We start from the raw sequence: 13,955 nt of genomic DNA on the forward strand, positions 1-13,955 counted from the left end.
CTCGATCGCGTGGTCGCCCCCGCGGTTCCGGAGCTTCCCGCTCCGGCACCGCGGGGTGCGGTGCGTCCGGGCTGGGCCTGGCTCGGGCTCACCCCGTTCGCCGCGTATGTCGTGCTGTTCCTCGCGCTCCCGACGGTCCTGGCGGTCGGGTCCGGGTTCGTCGACGGCGATGGTTCTCTCACGCTTGACAACGTCGCCGCTCTGGGCGACCCTCTCGTGCTCACCGCGTTCGGCAACTCCGCGATGGTCTCGCTCGTGACCGCCGCGATCGGCGCCGTCGTGGGGGCGCTGGTGTGCTGGGCGATGCTCGGACTCGCGGAGACCGGAATCGTGCGCACCGCGGTGGATGCGGCATCCGGAGTCCTGGCCCAGTTCGGCGGAGTGATGCTCGCCTTCGTGCTGATCGCGGCGATCGGGGCACAGGGCGTCGTCACGGTGCTGCTGCGGCAACTCACCGGGATCTCGCTCTACGACGGCGGCGTCTGGCTGTACGACCTGCCCGGTGTGGTGCTGGCCTACCTCATCTTCCAGATCCCGCTCATGATCATCACGTTCCTCCCCGCTCTCGCCGCGCTCAAGCCGCAGTGGGTCGAGGCGCACCTGACGCTGGGCGGCACCCCAGCCGGCTTCTGGCGGCACGTCGGGATACCGGTGCTCGCCCCGTCGTTCCTCGCGAGCCTGCTGCTCTTGTTCGCCAACGCGTTCTCGTCGTACGCGACCGCGGCCGCCCTCGCCAGCCAGGGGTCGCAGATCGTTCCCCTGCAGATCCGTACCGCGCTGACGAGCGAGACCGTCCTGGGCCGCGAGAATCTCGCCGGAGCCCTCGCCCTCGGCATGATCGTCGTCGTCGCCGTGGTGATGGGGCTGTATTCGCTCGTGCAGCGCCGCGCGGCCCGGTGGCAGTCGTGAACCCCCTCGCCCCGCCCCGGTGGGCTCGCTGGGTCATCGGCATCGTGGTCGGTCTCGTCTTCGCCGTTCCCTTCGCCGCGACCGTGCTGTTCACCCTCACGCCCCTCCCGGGTGGTTCGGGGCTGTCCCTCGACCGGTGGGGGGCGCTGTTCGACCCCGCCAATGCCGCGAAGTACCGGCCGCTGTGGACGGGGCTCGGCAACTCGCTGACGCTCGCGGCGGTCACCGTCCTGCTGGTGCTCGTTCTGTTCACCCCGACGATGGTGCTCGTCGCCCTCGCCTTCCCGCGTCTGCGCCGAGTGTTCGAGTTCGTCGCCCTCCTGCCGATCTCGCTCCCCGCCATCGTGCTCGTGGTGGGGCTCACGCCCCTGTACCTGCAGATCGGCCGCACCCTCGGCACCGGTGCGTGGACGCTCGCGTTCGCGTACGGCATCCTGGTCCTGCCTTTCGCCTACCGGTCGATCCAGGCCTCCATCGACGCGATCGACGTGAAGACGCTGTCGGAGGCGGCCCGCACCCTCGGCGCCGGCTGGACGAGCGTGCTGGTGCGCGTGATCGTCCCGAACCTCCGCCAGGGACTCCTCGCCGCAACGCTCATCTCGGTCGCGGTCGTCCTCGGTGAGTTCACGATCGCCTCGCTCCTGAACCGGCAGACGCTGCAGACGGCCCTGATCGTCGTCAACAAGCAAGACGGCTACGTCGCCGCCATCTTCACCCTGCTCGCCCTCGCCTTCGCGTTCGCGCTGCTGCTCGTCATCGGTCGCGTCGGACGCATCGGCGCCGGAAGGAAGACGTCATGACCCTCACCGACAGCCCCCTCGGCAGCGACGCTCGTCCGTCTCCGAGCGCCGGCGTCGAGTTCCGCGGTGTCGTGAAGGACTACGGCACGACGCGCGTGCTCCACGGGGTCGACCTCGACGTCGCACCAGGCGAGTTCGTCTCGCTGCTCGGGCCGTCCGGCTGCGGCAAGACCACCGCGCTGCGCGTCCTCGCGGGACTCGAGCGCGCCACCGCCGGCGAGGTGCACATCGGCGGCCGCGAGGTGTCGGGGGTGGCGACGAACAAGCGCGACATCGGCATGGTCTTCCAGTCGTACTCGCTCTTCCCGCACCTGCGCACGATCGACAACACCGCGTTCGGGCTGCGCCGACGCGGGGTGGGCACGGCCGAGGCGCGCCGCCGCGCCGGGGAGGCCCTCGATCTGGTCGGCCTCGGACACCTCGCCGATCGGTTCTCGCACCAGTTGTCCGGCGGGCAGCAGCAGCGCGTCGCCCTCGCGCGTGCCCTGGTCACCGAGCCCCGTGTCCTCCTGCTGGACGAGCCGCTCTCGGCCCTCGACGCGCAGGTGCGCGTGCAGCTGCGCGACGAGATCCGGCGCATCCAGCTGCGCCTCGGCACGACGACCGTCTTCGTCACGCACGACCAGGAGGAGGCCCTCGCCGTCTCCGACCGGGTCGCTGTCATGGACGCAGGTCGCATCCTGCAGGTCGGAAGCCCCGAAGACCTGTACCTGCGCCCCGCGTCTGCCGAGGTCGCCGCGTTCGTCGGGTCGTCGAGCCTCGTACCGGGCGAGGTGTCGGGCGAGCGCGTGACGGTGTGGGGCCAGGCCCTCCCCCTCGTCCTCCCCGCGGCCGACGGCACCTGTGAGGTGTTCGTGCGCCCCGAGAACCTGCGGATCGCGGACCCGGATGCCACCGGCATCGACGCCGTGGTCGAGCAGAGCACGTTTTTGGGCAGCGTGCGCCGTTCGACACTGCGCGTGGCAGACGGGAGCCTCGTGCGCGTCCAGCACGCGGCGGACGAGCGGCGGGAGCCGGGCGACCGCGTCCGGGTGCGCGTGAACGAGGTCGCGGTGCTCACGAGACCCCGTGCAGGTGTGTCGTCGTGCGTCGACCCCCGCTCTCACGAGCCGGGGCGCGCATAGAATCCCTGGGTGACCGCTCGCCTGCTCTACGTCTGCGCCCGCCCGCAGCGTGATGCCGCGGCGGCCGAATGGGCGTCGTTCCGCGACGGTCTCGGTGTCGCCGACGACGAGCTCGTCCATCACGATCTCGTGCGGAAGCCTCTCCCCGACGACCTCGATCGTTTCGCCGCCGTCGTGGTGGGTGGGAGCCCGTTCAACGTCACCGACACCGACAAGACCGACGAACAGCGCCGACTCGAGCGCGACCTCGAGCGCCTCGCGGCGACCGCCATCGAGGGCCGCACGAACGCGATGTTCACGTGCTTCGGCATCGGCGTCGTCACCCGCATGCTCGGTGGCGAGGTCACGCTGACCACCCCCGAGGGCACGGGTCCCGCCGAGATCACGCTGACCGAGGCGGGTCGCGGCGACGAGCTGTTCGGCATCCTGAGCCCGCGTTTCCAGGCGCTGACCGCGCACAAGGAGGGCACCGCGAGCGTTCCCCCGGGAGCGACCCTGCTCGCCGAGAACGACGCCTGCCCCGTACAGGCGTACCGCGCGGGGATCGGCCTCTGGGCGACGCAGTTCCACCCCGAGCCCACCGCCGAGGCGTTCGTCGCCCGCATGGAGGTGTACCGCGACGCGGGGTACTTCGACGCGGAGGCGTTCGACCAGGTCTCCGCGCACGTGCGTACGGTGTCGGTCGAGCAGCCGACGCTGCTGCTGCGCTCGTTCGCCGCGCGCGCCGTCGCCGCCTGACCTCGCGGCGCGCGCGCCGCCGCGGGGCCATCGCCCGCGCCACTCGTCATCGGGCGTGCCGTCCTGCGGAGTCGGTGCCCGACACGCCCCGCAGCGCTCTCCGCGCGCGGCCTGCCGCGCGGAGACTCCGCAGGACGGCACCCGCGGACCCGCCCCACGACAGACGAACCGGATGCCCCGATGTCAAGCCCGCGGACCGAATTTCGCTAGCTTATCTAGGCTTCTCGTCATGAACGCAACAACTCCCCGGCGGGGAAGCGACCTCGCCCGGCAAATCGTCGTCCTCTCCGCGGTGTCGTTCATGCTCATCGCGGCCGTGATCGGCGCCGGCGCGTTCGGGAACTCCGCGGTCCAGGACCAGCAGGGCGGGGCACTCGACACCGACGGTTCCTACCTCGCTCCCGCCGGCCCCGCCTTCTCGATCTGGTCGGTCATCTACCTGGGCCTCATCGCGTACGCGATCTGGCAGGCTCTTCCCCGCCGCCGCACAGACCCGCGTCAGCGTGCGCTCGGCTGGCTCGTCGCCCTCACGATGACCCTGAACGGCCTCTGGCTCGTGGCCGCGCGCTTCGGGACCCTCTTCCTCACCGTCGTCGTCATCGTCCTCCTGCTCGCCGCCCTCGGCTGGACGTTCCGCGTCGCCGTCGCCACCCGCGCGCCGCGCGGCGGCGTCGTCGATTCCGTGCTGATCGACGGCGTCACGGGCCTGCACCTCGGCTGGGTGACCCTCGCCACCGTCGCGAACATCGCCGCGTGGCTGACCACCGTCGTGCCCTCGAGCTGGGAACAAGCGGCGGATGCCATCGGCATCGGCGTGCTGGTGATCGTGGGCGTGATCGGCCTCGCCATCGCCTGGCGCAGCTCGTGGCGCGTCACCCCGGCCCTGGCACTCGCGTGGGGGCTGAGCTGGCTCGCGGTCGAGCGCTTCGGCGGTGAGCCGCGGAGCACCGGCATCGGCGTGATGGCGCTCATCGTGGCAGCCTTCGTGCTGCTGCCGCCGGTGATCGTCAGTGGCCTGCGGTTGGTGCGCCCGTCGGTCGACTGACGGCGCAGGGACCCGCGCCGTCGCCTATCAGCGCGACCTTCAAGCGACAACCCCAGGCAAACGACCCACGGCAAGCAACGCTCACTCGCCGCAGATCGTCGGCCTCACGCGCACCAAGCGACAACTCGAGGCAAACGGCCCGCGGCAAGCAACACTCACTCGCCGCAGATCGTCGGCCTCACGCGCACCAAGAGACAACTCGAGGCAAACGACCCGCGGCACGCAACGCTCACTCGCCGCAGATCGTCGCCCACCCGGATCAAGAGATCTCCCACCCGCCGCGGGTGGGACATGATGTGCGAGGAGCGGAGCGTTCCGCCGTCAGAGAGCGGGGCCCGCGATCGCGCTCGCGCCCGCCGGCACGGCGAGGTCGGTCCCGTCGAGCACCACGCCTTCGGCCGTCGCGAGCAGCACGCGAACACCGGGGACGACGGATGCCGTCGCCTCGGCATCCGAGAGGTTCACGACGACCACGAGGTCGCCGCGACGCAGCTCGTAGATGCGGCCCCCGATCGCCTCGCGCGCCGCGGCCGAGAGACCTTCGCGGGACGGGTCGGTGAGTTCGGGTCGCTCCCGGCGGAGCTTCGCGAGCTCGCGGTACAGCCCGAGCAGCTGAGCGTGATCACCTTCGCCGACCTCGTCCCAGTCGAGCTTCGAGTTCTCGAACGTCGAGGGGTCCTGCGGGTCAGGGACGGTGGACTCGTCCCATCCCATCTTCGCGAACTCGGCGATGCGTCCCTCGGCGGTGGCTTTGCCGAGTTCGGGCTCGGGGTGCGAGGTGAAGAACTGCCACGGGGTTGTCGCGCCCCACTCCTCGCCCATGAAGAGCATCGGGGTGCCGGGGGCGGTGAGGGTCAGCACGGCGGCTGCGGCGAGACGGTCGTAGCCGAGCGTCTGCGACAGCCGATCGCCCGCGGCGCGGTTGCCGATCTGGTCGTGATCCTGTGCGAAGGTCACCAGGCGCCAGTTGGGGACGTCATCCGGGATGGGCTTGCCGTGCTTCTCTTCGCGGAACGTGGAATAGGTGCCGTTGTGGAAGAACCCTTCCTCACTGACCTTGCGGAACGCGTCGAGGTCTTCGAAGTCCTCGTAGTACCCGATCGTCTCACCGGTCAGGGCGACGTGCGCGGTGTGGTGCCAGTCGTCCGACCACTGCGCCGTCAGGCCGTACCCACCGGCCTCTCGCGGGAGGATGAGCTTCGGGTCGTTCATGTCGCTCTCGGCGATGGTGGTGAGCGGGAGGCCGCGGTGCGCCGACAGGGCGTCGGTGCGCTCGGCGATCTCCTGGAGCAGGTGCGGGTCGCGGTGGTCGAGCAGCGCGTGCACGGCATCGAGACGGAGACCGTCGACGTGGTAGTCGCTCATCCACATCAACGCGTTCTCGACGATGTAGGCGCGCACCGCGTCTTCATCGAGGTTGACCGAGTCGCCCCAGGTGTTGCGGCTGCCCTCGCGGAGATACTCCCCGAACTCGGGCAGGTAGTTGCCCGAGGGCCCGAGGTGGTTGTAGACGACGTCCTGGATCACGGCCAGCCCCGCCGCGTGCGCGGCATCGACGAACCGCTGGTACGCCTCCGGGCCGCCGTAGGCCTCGTGCACGGTGTACCAGAGCACCCCGTCGTACCCCCAGTTCCAGGTTCCGTTGAACCCGTTGACCGGCAGCAGCTCGACGTGGGTCACGCCGAGGTCGACGAGGTGCTCGAGGCGCCCGATGGCGGCATCCAGTGTCCCCTCGGGGGTGAAGGTGCCGAGGTGCACCTCGTAGATGAGGCCTCCGGCGAGCTGCTTGCCCGTCCACGCGCCGTCGTTCCAGGTGTACACGGTCGGGTCGAACCACGCCGACGCCTCGTGCACGCCGCCCGGTTGACGTCGCGAGCGGGGGTCGGGTCGCAGGTCGTCGCCGTCGCCCAGGACGAAACCGTACCTCTCACCGTCGGCGAGGTCGACGGGTACCGTCCACCAGCCGTCGGCCGTCGACGACATCTCGATGTCTTCGACGACGGCATCCCCGCTGTCGTCGAGCCGGCGCAGCCGCACGCGCTCCGCCTTGGGGGCCCAAACGTCGATGCTCATGGGTGTTCCTTCGTGTGAGAGAGGTTCGGTGGCACGGGGGCGCTCGGCAGGGGCGCCCCGCGCGGCGGTCAGAGGATCAGCAGGGCTACCGGGTAGAAGGCCAGCAGATCCGCCAGCGGCACGGCGCCACCGGCGAACGTGCGTCCGGTCAGCACGTCGATGACGGGGGTGTCCGGCAGCAACACCACCGTGTCGCGCCACCCGCCCTCGGCCTCGAGGCTCACCGGCAGCCGGGTCGCCACGGCGAACACGCCTCCGCGATCGAAGGCGACGACATGATCGGATGCCGCACCCGCGGCCTCCAGCGGACGGTAGATGTCGAGCGGGTGATCAGCGCGCACGCGCAGCGCGCGCGAGGTCACGAGCAGCTTGGCGGCTCCCGTGGCATCCACCACCGGCGGCTGCGCCCCCGGGGCGTCGATCTCGGCGAGGAGGCGAGCCCGCTCGGCGAAGTCGACGGCGCGTCGGTTGTCGGGGTCGACGAGCGACTGCTCCCACAGCTCCGAGCCCTGGTACACGTCGGGAACCCCGGCGCCGAGGATCTGCAGGAGCTTGGCCGACAGCCCGTTCGACCAGCCGGCAGCCGAGATCTCGTCGACGAAGGCGCGCACGCGCTCCGCAGCGGGTCCCGTGGCCGCGTCGACGACGGCGTGCATGCGTTCCTCGAACGCCTCGTCCTGAACCCACCAGCCGGTGACCTCGCTCGCCTCACGCGCCGCTTTCTCGGCGTAGGCATGCAGGCGCTCGCGGTACTCCGACAAGCCGTGCCGAGTGGACGCCGACGCGGGCCAGGCCCCGACGATGGCCTGCCACAGGAGCGCATCGAAGGGTCCGTGGCCGGTGGAGGCGATGCCGCGCAGCTCGGTCAGCACGTCTTCCCAGCGTTCCGGGATCTCGGCCAGCACCGCGATGCGGGCGCGCGTGTCCTCGCCCCGCTTCGTGTCGTGCGTCGACAGTGTCGTCATGGCGGTCGGCCACGACGCGTGCCGAAGAGCCTGCGCCGTGTGGAACCCCGTCACGTCGAGCGAGAACTGCCCCGGGTCACCGCCCACCTCGGTGAGCGAGCCCAAGCGCGTGTAGCGGTAGAACGCGGTGTCCTCCACACCCTTGGCCATGACCGGGCCGGTGGTCTGCTGGAACCGCCACGCGATCTCGAGGTCGGTGTCGGCCAGGGCCGGCACGAGCTTCTCGATCACATCGCCCAGTTCCGGACGACGCACCTCCGCTTCGCCCGCCGCGGCGTCGAGGTGTGCGCGACCGGCGGGCAGGTAGGAGCGGTACACGGGGAAGCACGCGAGGACCTCGGCGAGCGCGTCCTGCAGCACCTCTGTCTCGAACTCGTCGCGCAGGGCGACGGGAAGCCCGCGCACGATGCGTCGGATCTCCGACACCTGGATCGAGTCGGCGATCTTGCGCTTGGTGTCGTGGATGAGGTCGTGCCACCCGGTCAGCGTCGGGAGGTCGCCCTCGGCGCGCAGCCGCGCGTCGAGTCCGTCGAGCGCCGCCTCCCCGGCGGGGTCGGTGAGCACGCGATCGATCTCGGCGAGCGCGTCGTACCCGGTCGTCCCCGCGGTCTTCCACCACGACGGCAAGGCTTCGCCGTGCTCGAGGATCTTCTCCACCAGCACATACCCCACCTCGCCCTCGCCCGCCTCCTCGAGCGCGACGGCGAGCCGGTCGAGGTATGCGCCGGGGTCGACGAGCCCGTCGGGGTGATCCACGCGCAGGCCGTCCGCGAGACCTTCACGCACCCAGCGCAGGATCTCGGCGTGCGTGGCGTCGAACACCTCGGGCAACTCGACGCGCACGCCCGCGAGGGTCGTCACGGCGAAGAAGCGGCGGTAGTTGAGATCGGCCGCCTCGTCTTGCCAGAAGCGCAGCTCGAAGTTCTGGGCGTCGAGCAACGCGCGGATGTCGGAGGTCCCCGTACCCGGGGCGACGGGGAACGCGTGGTCGTAGTACCGGATCAGCCCGTCCGGCGCGTCTTCGGCCGGGGTGGGATCGTACGAGATCTCGTCGAGCACGTCGGCGAGATCCGCACCGAGCACCGGAACGCGCACCTTGCCGCCGCCGAACTCCCAGTCGATGTCGAACGCCGTGGCGTGCCCGGAAGCGCGCCCCTGGCGCAGCACGTCCCACCACCACGCGTTCGCGCGCGGCTCCGAGACGCCCATGTGGTTCGGGACGATGTCGATCAGGATGCCGAGCTCCGCGGCGCGTGCCGCGGCGACGAACCGGTCGAGACCGGCGGCCCCGCCGCGTGCGGGGTCGACGCGCGAGACATCGACGACGTCGTAGCCGTGGTCGGAGCCGGGTGTGGCCTCGAGGATCGGCGAGAGGTACGCCCACGAGACCCCGAGGTCACGGAGGTATCCCGTGACCTCGGCGGCGTCGTCGAGGGTGAACGTTTCGCGGATCTGCAGGCGGTAGGTCGAAAGCGGATGCCGCATCTCGGTCAGAGCTCCGGCTTGGGCGCCTGGCCGGGCAGGTCGTCGACTCCGACCACCTGGATCTGCGCGGTGAGGGAGGCGGCGACCGAGTGGTCGACCTCGGGCTCGGGCAGGTGGTGCTCGCGCAGCACGATGAGCGACTTCGGCTCGAGCGGCAGCGTATCTCCCGGGCTCAACGGCTCGGTGTTCGCGCGCTCCCCCGCGGTGTCGACGTACACGTCCCACTCGGGGGCGTACTCGAAAGCGGGGAGGACGAAGTCGACCTTGTCGTCGCCCGCGTTGAAGAGCACGAGGAAGTGGTCGTCGCTGATCGCCTCACCGCGGCGATCGCGTTCGCGGATGCCCTGTCCGTTGAGGAAGACACCCACCGCGAGACCGAAGCCGTTGTCCCAGTCGTCGGGCTGCATGAGCGAGCCGTCGGGGCGGAGCCAGACGACGTCGGGGATCGGCGCCCCTTCCTCCATCTTCACCGGGCGCCCGTCGAAGAAGCGGCTGCGGCGGAAGGTGGGGTGCTGCTTGCGCAGACGGGCGAGGGCCGCGGTGAACTCGATGAGCGGGTGGTCGACGCTCGACCAGTCCACCCAGGTGATCTCGTTGTCCTGCGCGTACCCGTTGTTGTTGCCGCCCTGGGTGCGGCCGAGCTCGTCACCGTGCAACAGCATGGGCACGCCCTGGCTCAGCAGCAGCGTCGCGATGAAGTTGCGCTGCTGCTGCGCACGGCGCTTGAGCACGTCGGGGTCGTCGGTGGGGCCTTCGACGCCCATGTTGCTCGAGCGGTTGTGCGATTCGCCGTCGTTGTTGTCTTCGCCGTTCGCCTCGTTGTGCTTCTCGTTGTACGACACGAGGTCGCGGAGCGTGAAGCCGTCGTGGGCGGTGACGAAGTTGATGGATGCCACGGGGAAACGCCCCGAGTGCTCGTAGAGGTCGGCCGAGCCGGTCAGACGCGAGGCGAACTCACCGAGTGCCTGCGGCTCCCCGCGCCAGAAGTCACGGACGGTGTCGCGGTACTTGCCGTTCCACTCGGTCCACTGCGGCGGGAAGTTGCCGACCTGGTAGCCGCCCGGACCGACGTCCCACGGCTCCGCGATGAGCTTGACCTGCGAGACGATCGGGTCCTGCTGCACGAGCTCGAAGAAGGCCGCCAGGCGGTCGACCTCGTAGAACTCGCGGGCGAGGGTCGAGGCGAGGTCGAAGCGGAAACCGTCGACGTGCATCTCGAGCACCCAGTACCGCAGCGAGTCCATGATCAGCTGCAGCGTGTGGGGGTTGCCCACGTTCATGCTGTTGCCGGTGCCGGTGTAGTCGGTGTAGTACCGCTTGTCGGTGTCCTCGAGGCGGTAGTACGCCTCGTTGTCGATGCCGCGCATCGACAACGTCGGGCCCATGTGGTTGCCCTCGGCGGTGTGGTTGTAGACCACGTCGAGGATCACCTCGATGCCGGCCGCGTGCAGCGCCTTGACCATCGCCTTGAACTCCTGCACCTGCTGACCGTGGTCGCCGGTGGAGGAGTAGGTGTTCTGCGGGGCGAGGAAGGCGATCGTGTTGTAACCCCAGTAGTTCGACAGCCCCTTCTCTTCCAGCGTCGAGTCGTTGACGAACTGGTGGACCGGCATGAGCTCGATCGCGGTGACCCCGAGCTTGCGCAGGTGGTCGATGACGGCCGGATGGGCGATGCCGGCATAGGTGCCGCGCAGTTCCTCCGGCACGTCGGGGTGCAGCTGCGTGAGGCCCCGCACATGCGCCTCGTAGATGAAGGTCTCGGCGTACGGCGTCTTGGGCTGTCGATCGCCCGACCAATCGAAGAACGGGTTCACGACCACGCCCTTCATCATGTGCGCGGCGGAGTCCTCGTCATTGAACGAGTCGGGGTCGCCGAACTCATAGCTGAAGACGGGCTGACCCCAGTCGATCTGGCCTTCGACGGCCTTGGCGTAGGGGTCGAGCAGCAGCTTGCTCGGGTTGAACCGCTTGCCTTCGGCGGGCGCGTACTCGCCGTACACGCGGTAGCCGTAGCGCTGGCCGGGGAGGATGTTGGGCAGATAGGCGTGCCAGACGAACGCGTCGACGTCGATCAGCTCGAAACGCGTCTCCGTTCCGTCCTCATCGAAGAGGCAGAGTTCCACCCTCTCCGCCCCCTCGCTGAACAGGGCGAAATTCGTCCCGTTACCGTCGTAGGTGGCCCCGAGGGGATAGCTGGATCCTGGCCATAGCTGCTGCACGTCGCTCACGATAGACCAGCGTTGTTTCACGAACGGGGCGGGGTCATCGCTGTTGACACCCGACGCGGCTCCGACTAAGCGCGCTCGGGCGGGTGCTGCAGAAGCTCGACGCGCTCATCGAGGTAGCGCGCCAACGACATGTACCCTCCGGCCGCGCTCCAGCGGACCACCGCCTCTCCCCCGCGGACGGCGACCGGGGCGCTGCGCTCGTCGAGCGCGGACAGGTCGATCGGATGCCACTCGATGTGCACCGTCTCCCCCTCGGGAACACCTCCCCGCGCGGCCGCGGCGGCGAGCTCCGCCCGACGGCGCTGCGATTCGGCAGCGAACCCCCGCCGCACCTCGGCGCGCGAGCGCACGATGTCGCCCGTCGACAACACGGCGTCGTCGGTGAGCAGCAGCACCCCGAGGTGCCACGCGGTCCCCCGTGCCACGATGCGGGGGGCGCGCGGGATGCCGAGCATCCGGCGCCCCTCCTGCAGCTCGCCCAGTCTTTCGCGCGGCGCCTCCGCGAGACGTGCGCGGGCTGCGGCGAAGAGGGCGGTCGGCGTCTCGGCGCTCATGCGGTGGTTCCCTCCGTGCGGGCGGCCTCGGCGCGGTCGACGGTGCGCTGTGCGGATCTGGTGGCGGCGACGGCATCCTGCTTCTCACGCTCGCGCTCCTCGACGGCGCGATCGGCCTCTCCCGCCTCGGCCTCGGCCCGGGCGAGCTCGGCGCGCAGACCTTCCACCCGCTCGTGCGCCCGGTCCGCGCGCTCACGCGCCGTCGCCAGACGCTTCTCGGCGGCCCCGGCCTCACGCTCGGCCTCGAGCCGGGCCCGTTCCGCTTCGCGCACCGCGCGCTCGGCGGCCTTGCGCGCCCGGCGGGCGGCGAGATCGTCTCGCGGGGCCGCTGACGGCACGGCCTCCGGCAGGCTGCCCGCCACCGCGGAGCCCAGCGCGTCACCGTCGAGGTCGGCGAGGTCGATCGGCGAGACCAACCGACCGGTCAGCACGGCGGCGGCCGCGGCAGCATCGACGACGGCGGCGTTCACCGTCTTCTCCACGGCATCCGACATCGCGGCGCTCAACGGGGTCCCGGCGGATGCCGCGAGGTCGCCGGCGCGCCGCGCCAAGGCTGCCACCACCTGACGCCGCTGCTTGCCGAGGCGTGTGAGCTCCTCGGCATCCAGATCCTCCTGGGCCTCGCGCAGCGCGGCCGAGAGCTCGAGCGCCTCGCCGAGCTGCCCGTCGTGGAGGAGGAGGTTGACGGCCCACGCGGCGGCGGTGTGCTTGCGCAGCCGCGCGATGCGCCGGCCGAGGTCTCCCCCGGCCTCTCCGGCGCGCGCGTTCCGCTGCGCCGTGAAGGTCGCGGGCGGATGCCGGTAGAGCTCGGCGGCGACCTCGTCGAGGCGGGCATCGTCGGCGCTCATGGATCCATTGTGGCGCGAGGAGGACGCCGCGGGACCCGTCCCTCGCGCGTCACCCCGGCGAGGCGATGTCGCTGACGTCTGTTCCTGTCCCGATCACACGATTCGTGAACGGACTCGAACGACAGGGCCTACACCCCGCCCTGGACGTCGCGGTCCACGGTGGTGTCGATCGCCAGCAGGCCGAGCAGGTAGCGCTCGAACGCGGCGGCGTCGACGCTCTCGATCACCGTGGCGTTGGCGTCGAGACCATGGACGCCCCACGACATGGCCGAGTACCCCCGGGTGAGCTCGGAAGCCGTCTCGATCTGCACGTTGTAGCGAGCCGACGCGAGGACGAGCTCGGGGTGCAGGAGGACGGCCGCCGACAGCGAATCCGGGTGGGTGGCTCCCGGCAGGCCCACCGACTCGTCGAAATCCAGGGTGGCCTGGTTGACCCGGTGGAAGAAGCGTGCGAGGGGCGTGTCGATCTCCGCGATCCGCGCGTACGTCTCGCGGTCGAACACCGCATCGCGCACGGTGAGCGGCGCCCACGGGACGACGGTGATGTCGAATCCCGCCCCGAACACGATGCGCGCGGCCTCGGGGTCGACGTAGAAGTTGTACTCCGCGGCGGCCGTGATGTTGCCGCGCGCGTTGTTGGATCCGCCCATGATCACCAGGGACCGCACGCGGGTCGCGAACGAGGGATCGGTGAGCACGGCGAGCGCGATGTTGGTGAGGGGGCCGATCGCGACGACGTCGACCTCGCCGGGGTGCGCCGCCGTGAGGCGGAGGAGCGCGTCGACGGCGTGCTCGGGCGACGGCTCGCAGTCGGCGACGTCCATCGTCAACCCGCCGGCGCCGTCGCCGTGGACCTCCTCGGCGGAGACCCACTCGCGCATCATCGGTCGCGTGGCGCCGAGGTGGACGGGGACCTGACCGAGCCTGCCCGCGACGTTCAGCGTCAGGAACGCGTTGCGCACCTGCTGATCGAAGCCGATGTTGCCCGCCACCATGGTGATGGCCTCCAGCGTCGCCTCCGGGTCGAGGAGGCCGATCAGCAGAGCGACGCAGTCGTCGGCCGCGGTGTCGGTGTCGATGATGAGGTGGGGTGAGCGCACGGGTCGTCCTCGCGTGTCGAAGGCCCGCCCGGGAAGGGAACGGGACGTCGGTCGGAGCGTCACCGTCCCGCTCAGGGCCGGTCCCG

General features: G+C 70.6%; 11 protein-coding genes. 5 read left to right on the top strand and 6 right to left on the bottom strand.

Annotated elements, in window-relative coordinates; translation table 11 throughout:
* Positions 1–60 precede the first annotated feature (60 nt).
* The 5 genes from PIR02_02930 to PIR02_02950 all read left to right on the top strand — a co-directional run bounded on the left by PIR02_02930 (position 61) and on the right by PIR02_02950 (position 4,616).
* The gene (locus tag PIR02_02930) at positions 61–909 is read left to right on the top strand and encodes an ABC transporter permease (protein ID WZH39072.1); all 849 of its coding nucleotides are present in this window, start codon (positions 61–63) and stop codon (positions 907–909) included.
* Entirely contained in the window at positions 906–1,709 is an 804-nt protein-coding gene (locus PIR02_02935) for an ABC transporter permease subunit (protein WZH37626.1), read from the top strand. Before PIR02_02930 ends, PIR02_02935 begins: the two co-directional genes overlap by 4 nt.
* The gene (locus PIR02_02940) at positions 1,706–2,833 is read left to right on the top strand and encodes an ABC transporter ATP-binding protein (protein WZH37627.1); all 1,128 of its coding nucleotides are present in this window, start codon (positions 1,706–1,708) and stop codon (positions 2,831–2,833) included. The genes PIR02_02935 and PIR02_02940 overlap by 4 nt, the downstream gene beginning before the upstream one ends.
* A 9-nt stretch (positions 2,834–2,842) precedes the next feature.
* Positions 2,843–3,571 carry a GMP synthase gene (locus PIR02_02945; protein ID WZH37628.1) on the top strand — a complete coding sequence of 243 codons (729 nt, stop codon included), beginning with the start codon at positions 2,843–2,845 and terminating at the stop codon, positions 3,569–3,571.
* 229 nt (positions 3,572–3,800) lie between these two features.
* The gene (locus tag PIR02_02950) at positions 3,801–4,616 is read left to right on the top strand and encodes a tryptophan-rich sensory protein (protein WZH37629.1); all 816 of its coding nucleotides are present in this window, start codon (positions 3,801–3,803) and stop codon (positions 4,614–4,616) included.
* A gap of 321 nt (positions 4,617–4,937) precedes the next feature.
* Here PIR02_02950 and treZ read toward each other — a convergent pair whose 3' ends face one another.
* From treZ to PIR02_02980, 6 genes are all read right to left on the bottom strand, one after another.
* Positions 4,938–6,689, bottom strand: coding sequence for a malto-oligosyltrehalose trehalohydrolase (gene treZ, locus PIR02_02955; GenBank protein WZH37630.1), 1,752 nt, complete (start codon positions 6,687–6,689; stop codon positions 4,938–4,940).
* A gap of 68 nt (positions 6,690–6,757) precedes the next feature.
* Positions 6,758–9,139 (bottom strand): malto-oligosyltrehalose synthase, encoded by a 2,382-nt coding sequence (treY, locus tag PIR02_02960; protein WZH37631.1) that lies wholly within the window; start codon positions 9,137–9,139, stop codon positions 6,758–6,760.
* 5 nt (positions 9,140–9,144) lie between these two features.
* The gene (glgX, locus tag PIR02_02965; protein ID WZH37632.1) at positions 9,145–11,367 is read right to left on the bottom strand and encodes a glycogen debranching protein GlgX; all 2,223 of its coding nucleotides are present in this window, start codon (positions 11,365–11,367) and stop codon (positions 9,145–9,147) included.
* Positions 11,368–11,432: 65 nt separating this feature from the next.
* Complete coding sequence (locus PIR02_02970; protein WZH37633.1) at positions 11,433–11,921, bottom strand: glutaminase; 489 nt, start codon at positions 11,919–11,921, stop codon at positions 11,433–11,435.
* Positions 11,918–12,769 carry a transposase gene (locus tag PIR02_02975; protein WZH37634.1) on the bottom strand — a complete coding sequence of 284 codons (852 nt, stop codon included), beginning with the start codon at positions 12,767–12,769 and terminating at the stop codon, positions 11,918–11,920. Before PIR02_02975 ends, PIR02_02970 begins: the two co-directional genes overlap by 4 nt.
* A 128-nt stretch (positions 12,770–12,897) precedes the next feature.
* Complete coding sequence (locus PIR02_02980; protein WZH37635.1) at positions 12,898–13,869, bottom strand: nucleoside hydrolase; 972 nt, start codon at positions 13,867–13,869, stop codon at positions 12,898–12,900.
* Positions 13,870–13,955 lie beyond the last annotated feature (86 nt).

It is taken from the genome of Microbacterium enclense, from assembly GCA_038182865.1.
GTDB lineage: Bacteria > Actinomycetota > Actinomycetes > Actinomycetales > Microbacteriaceae > Microbacterium > Microbacterium enclense_B.

Coding starts and splice junctions, on each gene's coding strand:
- PIR02_02940 (WZH37627.1), top strand. CDS start 1,706: ATGACCCTCACCGACAGCCCCCTCGGCAGCGACGCTCGTCCGTCTCCG.
- PIR02_02950 (WZH37629.1), top strand. CDS start 3,801: ATGAACGCAACAACTCCCCGGCGGGGAAGCGACCTCGCCCGGCAAATC.
- treZ (WZH37630.1), bottom strand. CDS start 6,689: ATGAGCATCGACGTTTGGGCCCCCAAGGCGGAGCGCGTGCGGCTGCGC.
- treY (WZH37631.1), bottom strand. CDS start 9,139: ATGCGGCATCCGCTTTCGACCTACCGCCTGCAGATCCGCGAAACGTTC.
- PIR02_02970 (WZH37633.1), bottom strand. CDS start 11,921: ATGAGCGCCGAGACGCCGACCGCCCTCTTCGCCGCAGCCCGCGCACGT.
- PIR02_02975 (WZH37634.1), bottom strand. CDS start 12,769: ATGAGCGCCGACGATGCCCGCCTCGACGAGGTCGCCGCCGAGCTCTAC.